General features: G+C 56.7%; 17 protein-coding genes and 1 pseudogene. 8 read left to right on the forward strand and 10 right to left on the reverse strand.

All coding sequences use genetic code 11. From position 1 onward, the window contains the following. Positions 1-38: 38 nt before the first annotated feature. Positions 39-609, forward strand: a pseudogene (locus tag ACCW71_RS05930) (hypothetical protein). 519 nt (positions 610-1,128) lie between these two features. Here ACCW71_RS05930 and ACCW71_RS05935 read toward each other — a convergent pair. Further along, complete coding sequence (locus ACCW71_RS05935) at positions 1,129-2,262, reverse strand: glutathione-independent formaldehyde dehydrogenase (RefSeq protein ID WP_436370175.1); 1,134 nt, start codon at positions 2,260-2,262, stop codon at positions 1,129-1,131. 753 nt (positions 2,263-3,015) lie between these two features. Here ACCW71_RS05935 and ACCW71_RS05940 point away from each other — a divergent pair. Continuing rightward, entirely contained in the window at positions 3,016-3,918 is a 903-nt protein-coding gene (locus tag ACCW71_RS05940) for an alpha/beta hydrolase (protein ID WP_436370176.1), read from the forward strand. A 154-nt stretch (positions 3,919-4,072) separates the two neighbouring features. Here the strand turns inward: ACCW71_RS05940 and rhaT are convergent, their stop codons facing one another. Further along, on the reverse strand, positions 4,073-5,107 hold the full coding sequence (gene rhaT, locus ACCW71_RS05945) for an L-rhamnose/proton symporter RhaT (RefSeq protein ID WP_436370177.1): 1,035 nt from the start codon (positions 5,105-5,107) through the stop codon (positions 4,073-4,075). A gap of 359 nt (positions 5,108-5,466) precedes the next feature. On the opposite strand from rhaT, the gene ACCW71_RS05950 reads away from it, so the two are divergent. Then, on the forward strand, positions 5,467-5,790 hold the full coding sequence (locus ACCW71_RS05950) for a hypothetical protein (RefSeq protein WP_436370532.1): 324 nt from the start codon (positions 5,467-5,469) through the stop codon (positions 5,788-5,790). 43 nt (positions 5,791-5,833) lie between these two features. Continuing rightward, on the forward strand, positions 5,834-5,932 hold the full coding sequence (locus ACCW71_RS05955) for a YoaK family small membrane protein (protein WP_008925225.1): 99 nt from the start codon (positions 5,834-5,836) through the stop codon (positions 5,930-5,932). A 3-nt stretch (positions 5,933-5,935) separates the two neighbouring features. On the opposite strand, the gene ACCW71_RS05960 is transcribed toward ACCW71_RS05955, so the two are convergent. Next, positions 5,936-6,202 carry a DksA/TraR family C4-type zinc finger protein gene (locus tag ACCW71_RS05960; protein WP_436370179.1) on the reverse strand — a complete coding sequence of 89 codons (267 nt, stop codon included), beginning with the start codon at positions 6,200-6,202 and terminating at the stop codon, positions 5,936-5,938. 196 nt (positions 6,203-6,398) lie between these two features. Between ACCW71_RS05960 and aldA the strand changes: the two genes are divergently transcribed. Next, positions 6,399-7,847 (forward strand): aldehyde dehydrogenase, encoded by a 1,449-nt coding sequence (aldA, locus tag ACCW71_RS05965; RefSeq protein ID WP_436370181.1) that lies wholly within the window; start codon positions 6,399-6,401, stop codon positions 7,845-7,847. Positions 7,848-8,053: 206 nt separating this feature from the next. On the opposite strand, the gene ACCW71_RS05970 is transcribed toward aldA, so the two are convergent. Then, complete coding sequence (locus tag ACCW71_RS05970) at positions 8,054-9,319, reverse strand: MFS transporter (RefSeq protein ID WP_436370182.1); 1,266 nt, start codon at positions 9,317-9,319, stop codon at positions 8,054-8,056. Further along, positions 9,316-10,737 carry a M20 family metallopeptidase gene (locus ACCW71_RS05975; protein ID WP_436370183.1) on the reverse strand — a complete coding sequence of 474 codons (1,422 nt, stop codon included), beginning with the start codon at positions 10,735-10,737 and terminating at the stop codon, positions 9,316-9,318. Before ACCW71_RS05975 ends, ACCW71_RS05970 begins: the two co-directional genes overlap by 4 nt. Positions 10,738-10,899: 162 nt before the next feature. Here ACCW71_RS05975 and ACCW71_RS05980 point away from each other — a divergent pair, with 162 nt between their 5' ends. Beyond that, positions 10,900-11,814, forward strand: a complete 915-nt coding sequence (locus tag ACCW71_RS05980) for a LysR family transcriptional regulator (RefSeq protein WP_436370184.1) — start codon at positions 10,900-10,902, stop codon at positions 11,812-11,814. Between the two features lie 48 nt (positions 11,815-11,862). Here the strand turns inward: ACCW71_RS05980 and ACCW71_RS05985 are convergent, their stop codons facing one another. After that, positions 11,863-13,458: an ABC transporter substrate-binding protein gene (locus ACCW71_RS05985; protein ID WP_436370185.1), complete on the reverse strand. Its 1,596-nt coding sequence runs from the start codon at positions 13,456-13,458 to the stop codon at positions 11,863-11,865. A 127-nt stretch (positions 13,459-13,585) separates the two neighbouring features. Between ACCW71_RS05985 and pepT the strand changes: the two genes are divergently transcribed. Further along, positions 13,586-14,815 carry a peptidase T gene (gene pepT, locus ACCW71_RS05990; protein WP_436370186.1) on the forward strand — a complete coding sequence of 410 codons (1,230 nt, stop codon included), beginning with the start codon at positions 13,586-13,588 and terminating at the stop codon, positions 14,813-14,815. A gap of 36 nt (positions 14,816-14,851) precedes the next feature. Here pepT and ACCW71_RS05995 read toward each other — a convergent pair whose 3' ends face one another. Together ACCW71_RS05995 and ACCW71_RS06000 are read right to left on the reverse strand one after the other, a co-directional pair. Further along, positions 14,852-15,628 (reverse strand): transporter substrate-binding domain-containing protein, encoded by a 777-nt coding sequence (locus tag ACCW71_RS05995; protein ID WP_436370187.1) that lies wholly within the window; start codon positions 15,626-15,628, stop codon positions 14,852-14,854. 70 nt (positions 15,629-15,698) lie between these two features. Next, positions 15,699-16,865, reverse strand: coding sequence for a methionine aminotransferase (locus ACCW71_RS06000; RefSeq protein ID WP_436370188.1), 1,167 nt, complete (start codon positions 16,863-16,865; stop codon positions 15,699-15,701). Between the two features lie 124 nt (positions 16,866-16,989). On the opposite strand from ACCW71_RS06000, the gene ACCW71_RS06005 reads away from it, so the two are divergent. Then, positions 16,990-17,871, forward strand: coding sequence for a LysR substrate-binding domain-containing protein (locus ACCW71_RS06005; RefSeq protein ID WP_436370190.1), 882 nt, complete (start codon positions 16,990-16,992; stop codon positions 17,869-17,871). Here the strand turns inward: ACCW71_RS06005 and ACCW71_RS06010 are convergent. Both ACCW71_RS06010 and ACCW71_RS06015 read right to left on the reverse strand, forming a co-directional pair. Continuing rightward, entirely contained in the window at positions 17,829-19,505 is a 1,677-nt protein-coding gene (locus ACCW71_RS06010) for a methyl-accepting chemotaxis protein (protein ID WP_436370192.1), read from the reverse strand. The genes ACCW71_RS06005 and ACCW71_RS06010 overlap by 43 nt on opposite strands. Before the next feature lie 217 nt (positions 19,506-19,722). Next, entirely contained in the window at positions 19,723-21,243 is a 1,521-nt protein-coding gene (locus ACCW71_RS06015) for a carboxylesterase/lipase family protein (RefSeq protein WP_436370193.1), read from the reverse strand. Between the last annotated feature and the right edge of the window lie 249 nt (positions 21,244-21,492).

The following is a 21,492-nucleotide window of genomic DNA, read 5'->3' on the forward strand; positions in this document are numbered from 1 at the left end:
GACCTGCTGCTTTCATATTTTTTTATATAAAAATAATTATGAAAAAAAGTTACCACTTCGAAAACACATATAAAAAATGGACCATTTCAGCCCTGACTCTCATCATAATGGGTGCATGGTTATGGTATATTTCCTGGGCATCCAGCATTTCAAATAATACAATTTTAAAAAAAATCGGAGCCTGAATGGGAAACATATATTTCTTTTGGCACATTGATTGGGATCTTTTCTTTTATATATGCGTTCTGTTTCCGTACTTCTAACAAAACAATAAAGTATCTCTTCAACGCATTTTTTGGCGGCTTTTGCGTAGGTTTGGTATTTATCTTAAACATTTTCGATGTCTATGTTTATCTTTTTCCAGACAAAATAATTGGCTATGAATCAGAATGTGAGATTGTCTTCCCTGGGCCATCAAGGGGTAAATATGGGCATTGTGAAGCAGGAATCTGGTTAAAAGATCTGAATACTACCCGATGGATACAACTTTGTACAAATAGGGAATTTTTACGCAGCCACCGTAAGCAAGGAATGACAGGAGTATGGGTATCAGCTCGTGTAAATAAAATTGGGACCTATATCATACAGTACGAGTTTATTTATAAATAATTTTACGAAAAATTAAAAACCCTTAGGTGAGTACTTTTTGTGTCTGCGGGATGAATGTTAGCCAATATCAGCCCCTCACCTGTATGGGACTACCCTAATCTCATCTTTTCCAATCCAGCGCTGGTTTTACACGACACATTTCAAGCAAACAATAGTTTTTGGATGACAATGACCTCGAAAGCCCGATACGTTACCCGTGCACTGAAGTCGAATAATAATCTTGGTAAACAATGAATTAATTTTAATTGCGGGACGCAAGCAAAAATTTTTCCTTTGATCTGTTTTTTGGTTTGCTCACATATAACGTCACCACCTCACTCATAGCGGCCCTTCCTGAATGTCAGAGGATGTTATTGCAGAAGCAGGCAAAAATCAGAGCAGGATAGTGACTAAATAAGAGATGGATAAGCGGGCAAGCCTGACTATTGAAGACCATTATGCCAACGGGATACGCAATGGTATCCCGTTATCACTACTGCGTTTTTCCCGATTTTATTTTTACTTCGCGATCGGCGTCAGTTAAGGCTTAAGGATAACCTTCGTCCATCCTTCATCGCGATCGTCAAAATGCTTATATGCTTCAGGCGCTTCTTCAAGTGAGAGCCGGTGCGAGATTATGTTGCCCGGGCTGGCTTTACCCTGATGGATCAGGCGGGCCAGCTGCCGATTGTAGGCTTTGACATTCGCCTGACCGGTGCGGATTGCCTGTCCTTTGAACCAGAAGTTGCCGAAATCAAAAGGCATTTTACCCTCTTTGGCGAGGTCAGATGCTGCGCCCGGATCCTGTGGTACAAACACGCCAACAACACCAATTCCTCCTGTTGCTTTGGTTGACGCAACGAGACTGTTCATGGTGGCGGAATTGTCTTCATGGCCGTGTTTGTTACAGCACTGATAGCCTACGCATTCACAGCCGCAGTCGGTGCCGCGTCCGTCCGTCAGGTCGAGAATTCTTTGCACCGCTTCATCACCGGTCGCATTGATGGCCGTCGCCCCCATTTTCTCTGCCAGAGCCAGACGGTCTTTGTGTGTATCCACCACAAACACCTGTGAGGCACCTTTTATGATGGCTGAATGTGCGGCCATCAAACCCACCGGACCCGCGCCATAAATAGCGACACTTTCGCCAGCCTTTAATCCAGCGAGTTCTGTTGCATGCCAGCCGGTAGGGAAAATGTCTGAGAGCATGACATAATCATCTTCTTTTTCTACTGCGTCAGGCGGCAGTACCAGGCAGTTAAAGTCTGCAAAGGGAACCCGAAGCAGTTCGGCCTGACCTCCTTCCCACGGGCCCATTTCAGCAAACCCATAGGCGGCGCCCGCGGTCCCCGGATTGGCGGTGAGGCAAAAGCCAGTCAGACCTTTTTCACAATTCTCGCAAAAACCGCATCCGACATTGAAGGGAAGGCAGACATAATCACCGACCTTGATACGCTCGACGCCTGAGCCAATTTCAACCACTTCCCCCAGGTTTTCGTGTCCCAGAATACGTCCCTGCTCGAAGCTGGTTCGCCCCTCGTACATATGCAAATCAGATCCACAAATATTGGTGGTGGTGATCCGGACAAGGACATCTGTAGGACGGACAATCTTCGCATCCGGTACATCTTTTACTTTTACATCGTAGGGACCATTGTAAATAACGGCTTTCATGATCTTCTCCTGCTTGCGTTCGGGAAGGCACTGCTCCCGGCCGGGTGGGTGTCAAAAAAGCTTAGCTGCCATAATAGATAACGTGATCGTCAGCACGACGTTCGGGATGATTCTTATCTGAACAGGTTTAGGTCTGTTGACAGAAAATGGCGGCCAAAGACCATCTGGAAACATTCCCGCCGCCAGCGTTTACTCAGCATAAAAGCGAAATAAACATTAATTTTTAAGGGGATACAATCATGTCCTGCGCGTCTGGCAGGATAAAATATGACGGTAAAGCAAGCTGTCAATGCAATGGTCGGAAGGCTGTTTGAATCCGTAAAGGGTAATAGTGTTAATAAAATCTTACAGATATGGCGTATCCGTCTGAATCGACCGATGAGTGTGTCGTAGTAGAAAATCTGAAGTGGCATTCTCGTTGCCCTGACATCAAGACAAAGAGTTTAAGTCATGCGGATGTCCGCTTGGTGCCAGAAGCGGACGTTCTTAGCATCTGCGAGCACTAATCAGTAGAGAGTAAATTTCACCGCATAATAATTCAGATGCGCCGCAATCTTTATAGCCGTTTTTCAGAACTCTGGCCGTTGATAGGTGCCGGAAACGGCCCTCATGCCGTAGAATGGCGCTGAGGGCGTCTGCGGCGGTGCGGCCAGGCTCTTTTATATTAAAAACTCTCGTGCATACATGAAATGTTGCATGCTTCATGTCACAAGTTCACAGGTAGTGAATCCTATTGAATAAGGAATTTAGGACGTGATTGACTTCACCCGCTTTGTCGAACGCTATGAGCAGTTTAACGCCTCATTACTCCCTTCTGATAACATCACCGAAAGCCGGATCAATGATTTATATATCCGGCTATACAGGCCAATGGCGGCCCTTGATGAGGTTCTCATTATCTACCATGGTGGTGGGGTCAACTCTGACGCTGGCTACGACATTCTTGCACGACAGTTGAGTTACGATCTGCCCGTCTGTGTTTGTCTCGTTGATATCCGTGGGCACGGTCGTTCGGTAGGTGTCCGGGGAGAAGCTTCCAGTCCTGTTCAAATCTGGCGGGATGTAGATGTCGTCATTGATTATGTCCGAACCTCATTTCCTGATGCCAGAATTCACTTGCTTGGGCACTCAAGTGGAGGCGGTATGCTGATAAATTACTTTACTCGATACTCTCTATCGAGAGTTGTTGAAAGCCTGATCTTGCTAGCCCCGGCATTAGGTCCTTTTTCACCTCCTGCTCTGAACCGCGATTTTTCCTCTCCCTTTGCATCGATAAACCGTTTGAGCTTCATAATCAATGCAATGAGTGCAGGTTTTCTATGTGGACGTCATGCAGGAGTAAGGCTTAATTTCCCCTGTGAGGTTATTAATGCAAGGCCTGACTTTGTTCAGACATACAACGTTAATATGGCTAACGCCCTTACCCCTCGGAACCCCGAAAGACAACTTAAAGAGATCTCCATTCCAGTAACGGTCATGCTTGCTGAGCATGATGAACTGTTTGATGTAAGCCGTATGGAAGAGTTTTTCAGGAACTGCGGCAATCCGAATGTAAGCAGTCGAGTTGTGGCAGATAGTACACATCTCGATTGTATTTTCGAGTTAACGGATATGGTGAGAGAACACTTCACTGGCCTGACTTCAAGAGCGCAATAGGAAAGTTATGTTCAACGTATCAGAACCACTCAGCTGTCATAGTCCCCTTCTCGCTCATCGCGGACGATGCTCACCCACATCGTCCGCTCTCTGACCAGACCCTTTCAACATCCCGCCCAAAGCCAGACACCAGACCGCCTTGACCAGAGCGGCATCAGGCCGCCATACCCAGCCCGACGATATTGGCCGCAATGATGATCACCAAACAGCCGATCGACAATACGCTGACCGGACGCCGCCCCACTGACTTCCACTCTTTCATCAGTAAGCCCACCAGACCGCCACACAACACGTAGAGGCTCATATGCAGCATCCAGCTGACATAGTCATACTGCGCGGGAATTCTGGCGTGGCCCCAGGCGTAGAAGAAGAATTGCAGATACCACATGGTGCCGCCCAGTGCCGCAAAGGCGGTATTGGCGATTAACAGCGGCTTCGCCACGGAGAAGTCTCTGCGCAGCGACAGCTCGGGCCGGGTTGCCAGCCGGTAAAAACAGAACAGCAGATTAACCAGCGCCCCGCCCCCCATAATGATCACATAGCTGGGTAAAGCGACATAGAGCGGATCGATCCCCAGCTCAGCCGCCGCCTGATGCAGCGGTTTCGCGGCGTCCATGGCAAACGACATGCCAGCGGAGAAGATGCCGCACAGCACGGCCAGCACCAGCCCTTTCTTCAGGTTGAACTCTTCCGCGTTAATACCCAGAGCCCGCTCTTTTAACAGGCCAGCCCGGGTAACGATCGCGACGCCCATCAGGGCCACCAGCACGCCCAGCAGGGTCAACCGGCCACCGGCTGAGGCGAACAGCTCGCCGAAACGTCCCTGAAGCAGCGGCGTCATCAGCGTCCCCACCACCAGCGTCACCCCGATGGCGATGCCAATGCCCATCGACATGCCGAGATAGCGCATAGTCAGACCATAGTTGATATTGCCCACGCCCCACATCGCGCCAAACAGAAAAACCGGCGTCAGCTGCGCCAGCGTGAAGCTGCGGTAATAAGCCATAAAGTCCGGCAACAGGATGGCGCTAACCGCCCATGGCAGGATCAGCCAGGAGACCACGCCACCGACCGACCACATGGTTTCCCAGGACCATCTTTTCACCTGTTTAAAAGGCGCGTAAAAGCACGCGGCGCTGGCCGCACCGACGAAATGCCAGAAGATACCTGCAATAATGGCGCTGTTCATTGTTATTCCCCGCTTAGGTTGAGGCCTGTCGGGAACCTGCGGCTCCCGCTCAGCAGGCAGTCTACGTTTGGCAGGATTTCCTCAGCCTTTGGCTTAATGCCGGACCCGGCAACATACTGGCAATATTCACCTCTTATTCCCGTTCAGGATCACAAATTCGTGGTTGACAGAAAATGGGAAGAAAAAGCAGGTAAGTAATTTATTATTCTACTTTTTTTTTGAATTATGCTGCATGACGCAGCTCATTTTCGTGCTGGATGCCAGTTGTGCTGTCAGCGTGGCAACACGGCAAAGAAGCCTTTCTTTACGCCAGACAAGGCCGTATAAACGGGGGAAATTGATGGGGATTGGGCATGCCAATGACGAGTAAGTGGTTAACGCTGTTTCTTTCGCAGGCAGTCAGCCGGGTGATGCTGGATGATATACGGGCGATCCTGCCAGCAGATGCCATGAAGGTATTTATCAATGGAATGGATGAAACCCACTACGCGACCGTTGAATGTCTCCAGGCGGAGCAGCATTGCGCTTTAATCGCCTCGGCAATCGTGGTGTGGCGTCAGCTGGGCCATGTGCACCATATTCTGTATAAAAAAGGGGAACTGCTGCGTGAGGTTGACGACGCGACGCAGTTCCAGCTGTTTACCCTGCTGAAAACCCACCGCGCGGTGCTCCAGATCTCATGATAAGATCGCGTTCCCGCACATCGCGCACTACAGCAGGTAAATAATGAGAATCGGCATTCTGTTTCCTATCGCCATTATCGTGGCGGGCGTTGGCTTTCTGGCCTGGTTTATCGGTAGCGGCCTGGCGATGCCGGGTTCCTGACCGCTAACGCAGCTGGCTATCCTTACTGCCGCGACGGTTATATAGGCTGCTGTTCTGCTGCTTTTTGTCAATTTTAGCCTGACACTCTACGCAGTAGCGCACCCCTTTAAGCGCCTGACGACGGGCTTCGGGGATCGGCTCACCGCAAAGCTCACATTCGGTCGCGCTCTCACCGTGACCGATAGCCTGTCGTACCCGTTCGATACCGTCGTTAACGGTGCTGTCGATCTGTTCCTGTACTGCCCCTTCGGACGCCCATCCATTTGCCATGATTTAGCCCCTTGTTGATCATTTCACTCCTTTAAATTTACAACAAATTGCCATTTTTGCCGCAGAACCCGCCGATACCTGTGATTGGTTGCCAGCTGATCCCTGCGCCTGGCAGTGAGGAAAAGGTCGCGGGCGGCGATCTGTTTCACCCTTTAATCACATTACGGCAACGTATCGTTAGCGGAGAGTGAAAACAATGACAACACATCATCAACATTACATAGCTGGCGAATGGGTCGCCCACCCCGGCGACCGCTGGATTGAGGTCATCAATCCCGCCACCGAAGCGCTGCTGTCGCGTATTCCGCAGGGCAGCCGTGAAGATGCCGGTCGTGCGATCAGCGCCGCTGAGGCCGCCCAGCCTGGCTGGGAAGCGCTGCCCGCGGTGGAGCGCGGTGTCTGGCTGCACAAAATCGCCACAGCGATCCGGGCGCGCGAGCCTGAGCTGACGGCGACCATTGTGGCGGAAGGCGGCAAGACGCAGGGGCTGGCGCAGACCGAGGTGCTGTTTACCGCCGACTACTTTGATTACATGGCGGAGTGGGCGCGCCGCTATGAAGGAGAGATCATCAATAGCGACCGCCCGGATGAAAATATCTTTCTGTTCAAAAAAGCGATTGGCGTCACCACCGGCATATTGCCGTGGAATTTCCCCTTCTTTCTTATCGCCCGTAAAGCGGCACCTGCGCTGATCACCGGTAATACCATCGTGATCAAACCCAGCGAGCTTACGCCGAACAACGCGGCGATCTTTGCCGATATTCTGCACCAACTCGGTCTGCCAGCCGGGGTGATCAATCTGGTCTATGGGCTGGGCCCGGAGGTGGGACAGGCGCTGGCGGATAACCCTAAAGTCGGGCTGGTCAGCCTGACCGGCAGCGTCGGCGCGGGTATCGCCACCATGCAGGCTGCCGCCAGAAATGTGACCCGGGTGTCGCTGGAGCTGGGCGGAAAAGCGCCCGCCATCGTGATGGATGATGCTGATTGTGACCTCGCGGTTCGCGCCATTGTCAGTTCGCGGATAATCAATAGCGGCCAGGTCTGCAACTGCGCAGAGCGGGTCTATGTGCAGCAGGGTATTTACGACCGGTTCCTCAGCGCGCTGACCGCCGCGTTTCAGCAGATAAAATATGGCGATCCGGCTGAGCAGCGCGACATCGATATGGGACCGCTGATTAACGCGGCGGCACGCGATCGGGTCGGGCAGAAAGTGGCGGAGGCGGTGGCGACCGGAGCAAAAGTGGTGCTGGGCGGCAAGCCAGCCGGAGAGAAAGGTTTCTTCTTTCAGCCCACGCTGCTGACAGAGGTGCGCCAGGAGATGGCGATCATGCAGGAGGAGATTTTTGGCCCGGTGCTGCCGGTGATGGCCTTTAAGACGCTGGATGAGGCGATTGCGCTGGCTAACGACTGTGAATATGGCCTCACCTCCTCGATTTACACCCGCGACCTCAATACCACCATGATCGCCCTGCGCAAGCTGAAGTTCGGCGAAACCTATGTTAACCGGGAAAACTTTGAAGCGATGCAGGGCTTTCACGCCGGATGGCGTAAATCGGGAGTGGGTGGCGCAGACGGGAAACATGGTCTGGAAGAGTATCTGCAAACCCATGTCGCCTACCTGCAATTCAGTCAGGCGCAGGCTTAATGTTCAGACCTGGCAGACGGCCTGAATCAGCGTAAACCTGGCCGCGACACATCAGCTAAACGCCCAGTGAAGCGGGTCAGAGGAGAAAAGCGGGCCGCGCCAGGGATGGCGGCTATCTGACCCTGTTTACTGCGCAGGCGCGATCTCACCACTTCCCCTGGCTGACTCTGTCAGTACCAGAAGGGGCCGGTTTCCCGGCCCCTTTGTTATAGCCGCTTACGGCAGCGCAACAGCGCAATGCCGCTCAGCAGCGCGACGGCCATCAGGTAGTAGCCCGGTGCCAGACTGCTGCCGGTGGCCGCAATCAGCATGCTGCAAATCAGCGGCGCGAAGCCGCCAAACAGCGTTACCGCCACGTTGTAGCTGATCGCCATGCCGCTGGCGCGTGTGGTCGCCGGGAAGAGGTCGGCCATTACCGACGGCACGGTAGAGAAATAGACCGATTTCAGCAGCGCCATCCAGCCCACCAGCAGGATCAGCGAGGTGGACGTGGTGTGATCGACCATCCACTTAAAGGCGGGATAGATGGTGACGATCAGCAAAAGCAGCGATCCCCACATCAGCGGCAAGCGACCCACCCGTTCAGCCCACAATCCCATCAGCGGCGTCACCACCGTCAGGATAATCCCCGCGACCAGCGTGGCGGTGAACGCCACCGATCCCGGCAGATGCAGGGTTTTAGTGGCGTAGGTGGGAATGTAGTTGAGCATGTAGTTCACAGCGGTTGAGATCACCATCAGCCCGATAGCCAGGGTGATCAGCGCTTTCTGACGCCCGAACAGCGTCTTAAGCGGTGCAGACTCCTTCTGCTGCGTCGCAAAGCTGGCCGGTTCCTGCACGTGGCGGCGAATATAGATCCCCAGCGGGCCGATCAGCAGGCCAAAAGCAAACGGGATGCGCCAGCCCCACGCCTGAATATCGCTTTCGCTCAGCCAGTGGGTCAGCCCCAGCCCGAAGGCCGACGCCATCAGGGTACTCGCTCCCTGAGTCGCGAACTGCCAGCTGGCGATAAAGGCTTTACGCTCTGGAAAATGCTCCACCAGAAAAGCGGTCGAGCTGCCAAATTCGCCGCCAGCGGAGAAGCCCTGGATCAGCCGCGCCAGAATAATCAGCAGCGGTGCCGCCAGTCCGATGGAGGCGTAGCCCGGCATAAAGGTAATGATCGCCCCGCCCAGCATCATCAGGTTAATCGACAGCAGCAGCGCCTTTTTACGGCCATGACGATCGGCATAGTTACCCAGCACGATAGCGCCCAGTGGACGGATCAGAAAGGAGATGCCGAAGCTGCCGAAGGTCAGCAGCAGCGAGACCGAGGGATCGCTGACCGGAAAGAAGACATGTGCGATATAGCTGGCGAAAAAGCCATATACCGCAATATCGAACCACTCCAGCGCGTTACCGATGCAGGTCGCGAACAGGGTTTTATGCAGGCTGGGTTTCACCTGCGCGGTACTTTGCGCGATGCTGCTCATTGATCCCCCTCCCGCCAGCGAGTGTGGCGCGCCATCAGCGCTTCGCCCTCTTCGCCCAACTGCCAGAGTAATCGGGTCATGATCGCCAGCCCTTCACGCGCCACGGCGGTCAGCATATGTTCATTGACGCCATGCTGGCCGCAGGCGGGATAAGAATGGGGAACCCACAGCGTCGGCAGGCCGAGAATATCGGCGAACACTTCGTTGGGCAGTGAGCCGCCCAGATTAGGCAGCAGCGCCGGTTTTTTGCCGCTGCTGCGCGCCAGGATCGCCAGCGCCCACGCCACCAGCGGGTCCTGCGGGTCGAGCCGGGTAGCCGGTGAACCGCGCATAAACTCGACGCTGACGTTGTCGAAGCCGTGTTGCCGCAGATGGGTTTCAATATGCTGCACCAGGTTTTCCCAGTCGGTGCCGACCACAAAACGCAGCTGGCACACCGCGGTGGCGTGACCGGGAATGGCGTTCATGGGCCGCGCCGGATTGCCGGTTTCAAAGGCCAGCACCTCCAGCGTGTTCCAGCCGTAGAGCCGCTCGGCAGGCGTCAGGCCGGGTTCACCCCAGCCGGCTGCCAGCGCCGGATCGCCGGGCATCCCGCCGACCTCGATGTCACTTAAGATGGCACGCACTGCTTCAGTGAGAGAGTCCGGTTTGAGCGCCGCGACCTGCAATACTCCCTGCGCATTCACCAGACACGCCAGAGCGTTAGCGAGCTGGGTGCCGGGATTGCTCAGCAGTCCGCCCCAGTTGCCGGAGTGATAGGCGTTGTCGCGCGCGTTGATGGTCAGGCGAAAGTTCGCCGCCCCGCGTGAGCCGAGAAACAGTGTCGGCCGCGGTGCGCTCAGCCGGGGGCCGTCGGAAGCGATAAAGAGATCGGCCTGTAACAGCGCCCGCTGCTGCTGGCAAATCTGCGCCAGCCCTGGCGAACTGATCTCTTCGCCCATTTCGAACAGAATTTTGCAGTTGAATCCCAGCCGTCCGCCTCGCGCCTGCCAGAGCTGCTCCAGCGCGGCGAGATTGATGCAGTGCTGCCCTTTGTTATCCGCGCTGCCGCGGCCATACCAGCGATCCTCTTCAGCCGTGAGCTGCCAGGGAGACAATCCCTCGCGCCAGTTTTCATCGTCGCCAAACACCACATCACCGTGGCCATAGCAGAGCAGCGTCGGCTTTGACGGGTCTTCGATGCGGGTGGCGATCAGAAACGGCGGGCTCTCTGGCTGCGGGTTTTCAAAATGATGCAGCGTGAATCCCAGCGCTGTCAGCTGCGGGCCAATCTCCTGGTGCAGATAGTGATCCAGCCCGGCCCGCTGGCTGGCGTGCTGGCTCTCGGTGACGCAGGCGATGCGTCGTGCCAGCAGCTGCTGGAACTCGCCGCTGTCAAAATAGTGCATCGCCTGGTCGACTGCCTGTTGTTCTGTCATGTTTGCCCTGTCTGTTTTTTTTATCGTGGGTTATCTTTGACAAACTTTGCTCTTTGCCACAATTATCAATTTATCGAGCAGGCGTTGCTTTTAAAGCAAAGCAGCGTTGCCCGATTGTGAGGCATCCCTTTTTCCCTTCTTCGTTACAGGAGTCCATGCACGATGATAAGCAGCGAGATCCGCTATTTTCTGGCGGTGGCGAACAGCGGCTCGCTGAGCGCAGCCAGTGAACAGCTGTTTGTGGCGGTTTCGGCGATCAGTCGTCAGATTCAACGGCTGGAGGCACAGGTCGGCGTGCCGCTGTTTGAGCGTCACGCGCGCGGCATGGTTCTGAATGAAGCGGGCGAGATCTTCGCGCACCATGTGCGGAAAAGTCAGCTGGATATGGAGTATGCGCTGGCGGAGATTAAGGGGCTGAAAGCGGTGCGCCGTACCCGGATCCGTATCGCCTGTACTGATGGCATGGCCTTCAGTCTGCTGCCTGGCCTGCTGGCGGAGTTTCGTCTTGCCAATCCGGGGGTACTGTTTGCCCTTAACGTGACGCACTCCCAGGGGGTGGCGGCCAGCGTGCGGGCCGGTGAGTGTGACGTGGCGTTGCAGTTCAGCCTGCAACCGGAGCGCAGCGTGGAGGTGCTCGGCTCCTGGTCCGCGCCGGTTTTACTGGCGATGCATCAGTCTCACCCGCTGGCGACACGTCAGGTGACGCTGGCTGATCTCCATCGCTGGCCGCTGGCGCTGCCGGGCCAGCACACCACCGTGCGGCAGCTGTTCGATCTCTCCTGCCAGATGAACGACTGCGTGGTGGAGCCGGTGCTGACCTGTGACTACTTCGCCACCCTCTACCATTTCCTGTTGCGCACGCCGCAGGCGGTCACCATTTGCAGCGCCTTTACCCTGCTGTTTGAGCGCGATACGCAGCAGCTGGTATTGCGATCGATGGGAGTGGATCAGCTGAGCCAGCGCACCCTGCAACTGCAAACCGTTTCCGGCCGCCAGCGTAACGCAGCCCTGACGCTGTTTCTGCAATTTTTGCAGCAGCGGCTGACGGAGATCGACCAGCAGGTCCGGGCGGGATAAGGGTAAAAGGCCCACTGCGGCGTGGGCCTCTGGCGTTTGCAGCACCGCTTACGGCTTAATATCGACCTGATAGAAGATATGTTTGCCGAAAGGATCGACCTGATAGCCGCTGACCGATTTGCGCACCGGTTCAAAGATGGTGGAGTGCGCAATCATCACCGCCGGCATCTGGTCATGCATCATCTGCTGCGCCTGCAAATAGAGCGCGGTGCGTTTGCCCTGGTCCGGTTCCGCGCGCGCTTCAGTGATCAGCTTCTCAAACGGCTGATAGCACCATTTTGAGGAGTTCGATCCGCCGTTTGCCGAGGTGCAGCTGTAGAGCGGGCCAAAAAAGTTGTCCGGGTCGCCTGTCGCGGTGGTCCAGCCCATCAGCGCCGCCTGATGCTCGCCGCTGCGTACCCGCTTGAGGTATTCGCCCCACTCATAGCTGACAATCTTCGCTTTGATGCCCACTTTCGCCCAGTCCGACTGAATCATCTCCGCCATCCGGCGCGCGTTCGGGTTATAGGGCCGCTGTACCGGCATCGCCCAGAGCGCGATTTCGGTGCCGGGTTTGACGCCCGCCTGTTGCAGCAACGCTTTAGCCTTATCCGGGTCGTAGTCGTAATCCTTCAGATCTTTGTCGGCGCTCCAGACGCCCGGCGGCAGAATGTTTTTGGCCACCGTGCCGGTGCCTTTAAAGATGGCCTCAATGATCGCCGGTTTGTTAATCGCCATCGCCAGCGCCTGCCGCACTTTGACATTATCGGTTGGCGCTTTGGTGGTATTAAACGCCAGGAAGCCGGTGTTCAGCCCCGCTTTCTGCTCCAGGGTGATGTCGGGATTGGCGCGCATCTTTTCCAGGTCGGCGGGATTCGGGAACGGCATCACCTGACACTCGTTCTTCTCCAGCTTGGCATAACGCACCGAGGCGTCCGGGGTGATGCTGAACACCAGCCGATCCAGTTTCGCCTTGCCCTGCCAGTAGTCCGGGAAGGCTTTGTAGAGGATGCGGGAGTCCTTCTGATACTGCACCAGTTCAAACGGGCCGGTGCCGATCGGGTTCATATCCACCTTCTCCGGCGTGCCCACTTTCAGCATCGCGTCCGCGTATTCGGCGGAGTGAATGGAGGCGAAATACCAGGCGAGATCGGCAAGGAATGGCGCTTCCGGGTGCGACAGCGTAAAGCGCACGGTGTGGTCGTCAACCCGGTCGATACTTTTAATCAGGGTGGAGAGTTCCAGGCTTTCGAAGTTGGAATAGGTGCCGCCAGAGACAGTATGGTAGGGGTTTTTCGGGTCCATCTGGCGCATAAACGAGAAGATCACATCATCGGCGTTGAAGTCTCGGCTCGGTTTGAACTCTTTGTTGCTCTGAAACTTCACGTTGTGACGCAGGTGGAAAGTGTAGACGGTGCCATCGGGGCTGATTTCCCAGCGTTCCGCCAGGCTGGGCACCAGCTCAGTGGTGCCTGGGGTAAAGTCCACCAGCCGGTTAAAGACCGGTACCGCGCTGGCGTCAACACTGGTGCCTGAGGTATAAAGTTGGGGATTAAAGTTTTCCGGCGAGCCCTCAGAGCAGTAGACCAGGGTTTTCGCATTCACGCTGCCCGCCAGCGCGATCCCAGCCGTAACAAGCGCTAAGGTGGCTATCTTCATTTTCATTATCATCCTCGCTTGGTATTGACTTCCGGTGATCACAATATCTAAATGAATCATTCAGATGCTTCATTGATAGCACGATTCGGCACCATAGCGAACCCCAGCCCTGGCTGACCAATAAGGAATAGTGATGACCGACACTCTAGAGACGCAACTCACCGATCGTTTTTTCCGTTACCTCGCCGTCAGCAGCCAGAGCGATGCTAAATCGACATCGCTGCCCAGCACAGCAAGCCAGCACGCCATGGCCGCACTGCTGGCGGATGAGCTGCGCGCCCTGGGGCTGGATCAGGTGGTGATTGATGAGCACGCCACGGTGACGGCGGTGAAACGCGGCAACCGCCCTGACGCGCCGCGCATCGGTTTTATCACCCATATCGATACCGTGGACGTTGGTCTGTCGCCCGATATTCACCCGCAGATCCTCACCTGGCAGGGCGAGGATCTCTGTCTGAACGCGCAGCAGAATATCTGGCTGCGCCGCGACGAGCATCCTGAGATCGCACCCTATGTCGGGCAGCAGGTGATCTTCAGCGACGGCACCAGCGTGCTGGGCGCGGATAACAAAGCGGCGGTGACGGTGGTGATGACGCTGATGGAGAACCTGAACGGTGACCACGGCGATATTGTGGTCGCCTTTGTACCGGACGAAGAGATTGGCCTGCGCGGGGCGAAAGCGCTCGATCTGGAGACGCGTTTCAACGTCGATTTTGCCTGGACCATCGACTGCTGTGAGCTGGGCGAAGTGGTCTATGAAAACTTTAATGGGGCGGCGGCGGAGATAGTGTTTACCGGCGTGCCGGCGCATCCGATGTCGGGCAAAGGGGTGCTGGTCAATCCGCTCTTGATGGCGCATGACTACATCAGCCTGTTTGACCGGCAGCAGACTCCTGAACATACCGAAGGACGTGAAGGCTATATCTGGTTCAACGAGATACAGGCCAACGCCAGCAAAGCGACGCTGAAAGCTTCCATTCGTGATTTTGATCTCAGCAGCTTCGCCGCGCGTAAGCAGCAGTTGCAGCAGGCCGCTGCGGATCTCGCGGCACGTTATCCGACCGGCGAGGTAAGCGTCAATATCAGCGATATTTACAGCAATATCAGCAATGCGCTGGGTGAAGATCGTCGGGCGATCGACCTGATTTTCAGCGCCTTTGCCGCGCTGGAGATTGAACCGAAAGTGATCCCGATGCGTGGCGGCACCGACGGCGCGGCGCTGTCAGCCAAAGGGTTGCTGACGCCGAACTTCTTCACCGGGGCACACAATTTCCATTCCCGCTTCGAGTTTTTACCGCTGCCCTCGTTTGTGAAGTCCTATCAGGTGGCGGAAAAACTCTGCTATCTGGCGGCGGCAGGCTGAACCAAAAACCGGGCGCTGAATGCGCCCGGTTTGCGATTATGGCTTCACGCTGACATCAATGCCGGGGAAATATTTCTCCGCCAGCTTTTTCAGCGTGCCATCGCCCTGCACTTTGGCGATCGCCGCATCCAGCGACTGCTTCAGCTGGGTGTCATCTTTACGCAGACCATAGCCGATGCCCGACCCCAGAATCGCGTCATCTTCCACCGGCTTGCCGACAAAGCCAAAACCTTTGCCCTGCGGCTTATCGAGGAAACCGGACTGACCGGCGGCGGACATTACCAGCGTACCATCAAGGCGACCGGCAACCATGTCGTTATAGACCTGGTTCTGATCCTGGTAAGAGGTGACGGTCACGCCCTGCGACTCCCAGTGTTGCTTCGCGTAGGTCTCCTGAATCGATCCCTGTAACACGCCGATGTTTTTGCCCTTCAGCGCCCCGGCCGTCGGGGCCAGCTTCTGATCGGTTCTGGCGACTAACATGGTCGGGATACGGTAGATCGGCTGGGTAAAACCGATACTTTTCGCGCGCGCTTCGGTAATGTTCATCGCTGAGTTGATGGCGTCGAACTTCTTCGCCTGTAACGCCGGGATCAGCGCGTCAAAGCTGCTCTCGACCCAGTGGCAGCTGAATTTTCCCGCCTGGCAGATAGCGTTGCCCAGCTCAATATCGAACCCTTCCAGCTCACCTTTGGCGTTGCGACTTTCAAACGGCGGATATTGTGACTCCACGCCGTAGCGCAGATCCTGAGCCAGTGTCGACAGCGATGTCATCATGCCGAGCGCGAGAAACAGCGCGTTCATTTTTTTCATTATTTACTTACCCCGAAAGTCATATTTACCTCTCCCGTCCTGCCTCACATCCGCGATGCCGCGTCGTGATTCAGTGGGGAAAAGCACACAGCGCAGCGGCGCCAGCCTCAAGTGTCGCCTCGTCTTTCGCAAAAGAGAGGCGAATCAGTTTGTTGTCTGTCCCATCCATATAAAACGCCGACAGCGGAATGGTCGCCACTCCGTAATCGACGATAAGACGTTTTACCATTTCGCTGTCCGGTTCGTCACTGAAATGTCCATAACTGGCCAGCATAAAGAACGAACCGGCGCTCGGCAGCAGCCTGAAGGGAGATCCCTCCATCAGTGCCACCAGCCGATCGCGCTTCTGTTGATAGAAGGCGGAGAGCGACAGGTAATTCTCCGGCGTTTGCAGATAGTGCGCGAAGCCGACCTGCATCGGCGTATCGGCGGCGTACATCATAAACTGATGCACTTTGACCAGCTCGCTCATCAGTTCCGCCGGTGCCAGGCAGTAGCCGACCCGCCAGCCGGTGACGTGAAAGGTTTTGCCGAATGAGGAGACGATGACGCTGCGCGCCGCCAGCTCCGGGTGCGTCGCCATTCCGCAGTGCGGGCGACCGTCAAACAGAATATGTTCGTAGACCTCGTCAGAGAGCACCACGATGTCACTGTTGCGGGTCAGAGCGGCCAGCTGGTTCAGATCCTCCGGGGTCAACACCTGGGCGCTGGGGTTATGCGGCGTATTGATGATAATCATCCGGGTGCGCGGGGTAATCGCGGCCCGCAGCTGATCCCAGTCGATGGCGAAAGCGGGCACCTGTAATTTCAGGCCGATGGGCTTGCCGCCCTGCAACCGCACCACGGGGGCGTAGCTGTCGAAGGCGGGCTCAAAGAAAATCACCTCGTCGCCCGGATGGACCAGCGCAGTAATCGCCATGTAGAGTCCCTGACTGGCGCTGCCGGTGATCAGCACTTCGCTGGCGGGATCATATTTCTGCCCGTAGAGCGTCTCCACTTTTTCGGCCAGCGCTTCCCGTAACACCGGCAGCCCCATCATGGCGGCATACTGGTTGTGCCCCTGCTCCATGGCGCGGCTGACCGCGGCTACCAGCGCCGGATCGCACGGGAAGTTGGGCGCGCCCTGCGACAGGTTGATCGCCTGATGCCGGGCCGAAAGCTGACCAATGACGCTAAAAATAGTGGTGCCGACATCCGGCAATTTTGACTGGATAGCGACAGGCGTGTTCAGTGACATACTCTCTCCGAGCGGGCGAATCCCGTGAAAATGGGTAAACCGCTATTCAACGGGCTGTGACTTGAGTCGGCAAGCGAAATGTCGTCATAATAGCCATGACAAAAATGCATAGCTGAGGTTTCCCGTGTCGCGTTCATCCCTGCCGCTTAACGCCATTCACGCCTTTCTGGTGACCGCCCGCCATCTCAATCTGACGCACGCCGCCAGCGAGCTTTGTCTGACCCAGGGTGCCGTCAGCCGCAAGATCGCCGCGCTGGAGCAGTGGCTGGGGCTGACGCTGTTTGATCGTCACGCGCGCGGTCTGCGGCTGACGCCACAGGGCGCGGCGCTGCTGCCCGAACTGCGCCAGGGCTTTGAGCTGATGGAACAGGCCAGCGAGAAAGCGCGCCGCAGCCATACCAGCATTCGCCTGAAGGCCCCGACCTGTGCGATGCGCTGGCTGGTGCCGCGACTGGTGGCGCTGGAACAACAGCGGCCGGACCTTCATGTCGCGCTGACCACCACGCTGGATCATGCCACCCAGCTTGAAAACTACGATGCGGCCATTGTCTATGGCAAGCCGCACGCCGGGGGGATCTGCCTTTTCGCCGAGTCGCTGACGCCGGTGATCGCCGCCGATCAACCCTGCCCCGAATCGCCCTCCGCGCTGGCGGCGATGACCTTTTTGCATCCCACTGGTGATAGTCGTGACTGGCAGTGCTGGCTGGCGGCGCAGCGGGTGACGTTAAGCATGAGGCGAAACCAGCATTTTGCCACCATGGATCTGGCGATCAGCGCGGCGATTCAGGGCTTTGGGGTGGCGATTGCCGACAGCAATCTGGTGGAGAGTGATATTGCCAGCGGCAGGCTGATAAAACCTTTCGCTGGCGAGGTAAAAACCGGGGCCGTCTATACGCTATTGCAGCGGCCCGCGGCGGACGCGCCACCCTTCCTGGCGGAACTGGTGGCGTGGCTGTGTCGCGATCAGAAGGTCACCCAGTCACTGCTCTCTGCTGGTTTAGCCTGAGCCTGAGCCTGAGCCTGAGTCCGCAGCGGCGCGGCGGGCGCGGTGGGTTTCGCCTTGCTGGCGGGCGCGCTCTGCGCGCTGCCGGAGAGTCGGAACTTCGCCACTGAAGCCTGCAATGCTTCTGTCTGAACCGCCAGGGCGCTCGCCGCCGTGGAGACCTCTTCAACCAGTGAGGCGTTCTGCTGCGTCACGCTGTCCATTTCCGTTACCGCCGTCCCCACCTGCGAAATCCCTTTGCTCTGCTCTTCAGAAGCAGAGGCAATCTGTTTCATGATGGCATCGACATCCTGCACCGATTTAAGAATGTGGTTCATGGTGCCACCGGTGGTGCTGACCAGCTCGGCTCCTTTGCCGACACGCTGGACCGAATCTTCAATCAGCGTGGCGATCTCTTTGGCGGCGTTGGCGCTGCGCTGGGCGAGATTACGCACTTCGGACGCCACCACCGCAAAACCACGGCCCTGTTCCCCTGCCCGCGCCGCTTCTACCGCGGCGTTGAGCGCCAGGATATTGGTCTGGAAAGCGATACCGTTGATCACGTTGGTGATCTCGGCAATTTTCTTCGAGCTGCCGGAAATGCCATCCATTGTGCTGATCACTTCGCTCACCAGCTGGCCACCGCGCTGGGCGGTGGAGGTGGCGGTTTCTGCCAGCAGGCTGGCCTGACGCGCATTGTCGGCATTGAATTTCACCGTGGCGGTGAGCTGTTCCATGCTGGCCGCGGTCTGTTCCAGCGCGGCCGCCTGCTCTTCGGTACGCGAAGAGAGGTCGTTGTTACCGGCGGAGATCTCTGCCGCACCGCGTGAAATGTTCTCTGTGCCGCTGCGAATCGCGCTGACCGCTTCGCGCAGACTATCCTGCATCGCGCTGAGCAGCGGCACCAGCTTACCGACGCAGTTACGGCCAAATTCATGGACCGGCTGGCTCAGATCGCCAGTGGCGATGATAGCGAAGTGGTTGCGGATCTTCTCCAGCGGCCGGACCAGCATCGCCACCAGATAACGGTCGGTAAACAGCAGAATCAGCAGGCCGATCACCACGGCGATGGTGATAATCAGTTTGGTGATGGCGGTCAGGCGATCAACCTCAACCCGGGTCTGATCGAGTATTTCAGCGGCAGTCTGATTAAATTTATCGGCGCTGAGGCCAAACGCGCGGCTCAGCGGCGGCGTCACGTTGTTGGCCTGCTGACGATACGCCTCGGCCGACGCCTGACGCGCCTGCTGCAACTGCGGCGTCACGCCCCCATCCAGCAGCTTTTGCCAGCGCTGAATCACCTCATCCACCACATCGGGGCTCATCGGGCCGGGTGCCAGCTGCTTAAAGCGCGTCAGCTGCTGGGTCATGCCGTCCAGCGCCTGCTGCACCGGCGCGTAATCCTCATCAGTCAGCGTCTTGCCCGCCGCTTTGCTTTCCATGACACGGGATAAGCGGGTAATAACCCGAAAATATTGATCGTTACCTTTACCCAGCACCGTCATCTGCTCGACCAGATGACGGTCAACATCGTTGCCGTCACTGAGCGCGCCAAGCGAGTGGATGCTGTAAAGCCCGACGCCGCTCCACAGTAAACAGAACAGTCCCAGAATCGTGAGCATGACTGCACGAATGGTGAAATTTTTGAGCATTCCCATACCAGAATCCTATACACGTTGACCCGCAAGCGTCGGGCATAGGAGATTTATCGGCACGGGATCGTGAAAATGTAACTGTTTTGTTACCTATTTATTTACAGCGTCCGCCCGAGCGATGCCCGATAAAAACAATAAATATCAGTACATTACACTTTAAAAAGCAAAATTATTCCATTCGCGAAATTTAACGGTTAGCAGGCTAACCGTCATCTGCCGCCTAAAGCCTGACCATTCTGCTCATCAGCAGGCGGAACAGCCGCATTCTGGCACGCATAAAGTTGTGTCTTAAAGACAGACCCTGCTGGCTCGCCTGACCCAGTGACATTGTCACGTCATTGCCCGGATGCCACGCTGGCCAGACGACGTCTCCCTCCAGCTGATGCTTATATTCCCCGGCATCACGGGCAAAGGTGAACCAGTAGTCGCTGACCTGTGCGGCAAAAGCCCGGTCGCCGGCGCTGAAGGGGCGGTTTTCCAGTGGATCGGGCATCTGACTCAGGGTATCCAGCACATAAGGCACTTCGTTGCCGTGCCAGGTGCCGTGCGGATAGAGATCGCGGGCCTGCTCCGACACATAATCAAACCAGTAGCGCCAGCCCGGCATCCCGACCCTGTGCTGCGCCCGCATCACCAGCCAGGGCATGATGCTGAAGGCCATATCGCGCGCCACCGCCCGTCCCAGCAGCCGATCGTCATGGATGTCATACATCCATTTCAGCATCCGATAGGTGAGCCGGTTCTTATCGCGCAATTGATAGAGGATTGCCGTGGCGTCAACGCCAAAATATTCCAGCACGCTGGCTTCGTCGCTGTTACTGCCCGCCATCAGCGGCAGCCGATGCTGCTGTGCCGCCAGAAAGGTTTTCAGCATCGGCTCAGGCAGCACCGCGTCACCGGCAATCGGTACCGGCGGGATCGCCAGTGGCCCTTCCAGTGACCAGAAGGCGTCGGCGGGCAGTGCCCGCAGGGCATCGGCGCTGGCGTCGGGCGGCAAACCCAGGTGCCGGGCAACCGCCATCCCCTGCTGACGCGCCTTTTTCAGCGGCGTATCCGGCAGGCTATAGGCGCTCTGGACGATGCCTTTATGAAACAGCCCTTCCGCCAGCGGTGAGCAGCAGAGCGACAGCACGCTGCGCGCGCCGGACGATTCGCCGAACAGCGTTACGTTACGGCGGTCGCCGCCAAATGCAGGGATGTTGCGCTGAACCCATTGCAGCGCGGCGATTTGATCGAGCAGACCAAAATTGTTCACCGTGCCAGCGACCGGATATTCCGCATCCAGCGCCGGATGAGAGAAGAAACCGAGATGGCCCAGCCGGTAGTTGAGAGTGACCACTACCGCGCCGCGTGAGGCCAGCGGCTTGCCGCTGTAAGGTGCCAGACCGCCCGCGCCAATGGCGTAACCGCCGCCGTGCAGCCAGACCATCACCGGCAAAGGTTTCACCGGTTCAACATCGGGCGTCCAGACATTCAGATAAAGGCAATCCTCGCTCAGTTCGCCCGGATCGCCTCCACCCACCGCCTGACACCAGGCGCGGTTCTGCCAGGCGGAAGCACTGAAGCGGGTGGCATCACGCACCTGCTGCCAGGGGGCGACAGGCTGCGGTGGTCGCCAGCGCAGCGCGCCCTGTGGCGGTGCCGCATAAGGTATGCCTTTGAACACGAAAAGGTCATCGTCCATGCATCCACGTAACTCACCCTCGGCAGTCATGATCCTCAGACCTGTTTCGTTTTTCATTCCTGTTTCCCTGTGCAGACGTCTCTCCATTATTTGCAGGCCCGCCACGCTTGTCCATGTCTGAGGCGGATTTGCAGATTAAGCTGAAACGGGCATATCAGGTGTCTGCACCCTCGTCACCCGCTGAGGCAGCTCCGCCAGCGCGATTGATTAATAACGGTTATCTCAGCACGGCGCGGCTGACGCCGCCGCAGGCCGCCAGCACGCACCTTCGCACGCTGTGCCCGGCGGCTGGTGATAAATAATCAG

This window comes from Pantoea sp. C2G6 (assembly GCF_051336815.1).
Classification (GTDB): Bacteria; Pseudomonadota; Gammaproteobacteria; order Enterobacterales; family Enterobacteriaceae; genus Pantoea.

Bases quoted from the DNA above. Each gene is read 5' to 3' on its own strand.
- aldA (WP_436370181.1), top strand. From the start codon at position 6,399: ATGACAACACATCATCAACATTACATAGCTGGCGAATGGGTCGCCCAC.
- ACCW71_RS06015 (WP_436370193.1), bottom strand. From the start codon at position 21,243: ATGAAAAACGAAACAGGTCTGAGGATCATGACTGCCGAGGGTGAGTTA.
- ACCW71_RS05995 (WP_436370187.1), bottom strand. From the start codon at position 15,628: ATGAAAAAAATGAACGCGCTGTTTCTCGCGCTCGGCATGATGACATCG.
- pepT (WP_436370186.1), top strand. From the start codon at position 13,586: ATGACCGACACTCTAGAGACGCAACTCACCGATCGTTTTTTCCGTTAC.
- ACCW71_RS05950 (WP_436370532.1), top strand. From the start codon at position 5,467: ATGACGAGTAAGTGGTTAACGCTGTTTCTTTCGCAGGCAGTCAGCCGG.
- ACCW71_RS05980 (WP_436370184.1), top strand. From the start codon at position 10,900: ATGATAAGCAGCGAGATCCGCTATTTTCTGGCGGTGGCGAACAGCGGC.
- ACCW71_RS05935 (WP_436370175.1), bottom strand. From the start codon at position 2,262: ATGAAAGCCGTTATTTACAATGGTCCCTACGATGTAAAAGTAAAAGAT.
- ACCW71_RS05955 (WP_008925225.1), top strand. From the start codon at position 5,834: ATGAGAATCGGCATTCTGTTTCCTATCGCCATTATCGTGGCGGGCGTT.
- ACCW71_RS05985 (WP_436370185.1), bottom strand. From the start codon at position 13,458: ATGAAAATGAAGATAGCCACCTTAGCGCTTGTTACGGCTGGGATCGCG.
- ACCW71_RS06010 (WP_436370192.1), bottom strand. From the start codon at position 19,505: ATGGGAATGCTCAAAAATTTCACCATTCGTGCAGTCATGCTCACGATT.
- rhaT (WP_436370177.1), bottom strand. From the start codon at position 5,107: ATGAACAGCGCCATTATTGCAGGTATCTTCTGGCATTTCGTCGGTGCG.
- ACCW71_RS05975 (WP_436370183.1), bottom strand. From the start codon at position 10,737: ATGACAGAACAACAGGCAGTCGACCAGGCGATGCACTATTTTGACAGC.
- ACCW71_RS05970 (WP_436370182.1), bottom strand. From the start codon at position 9,319: ATGAGCAGCATCGCGCAAAGTACCGCGCAGGTGAAACCCAGCCTGCAT.
- ACCW71_RS06000 (WP_436370188.1), bottom strand. From the start codon at position 16,865: ATGTCACTGAACACGCCTGTCGCTATCCAGTCAAAATTGCCGGATGTC.
- ACCW71_RS05960 (WP_436370179.1), bottom strand. From the start codon at position 6,202: ATGGCAAATGGATGGGCGTCCGAAGGGGCAGTACAGGAACAGATCGAC.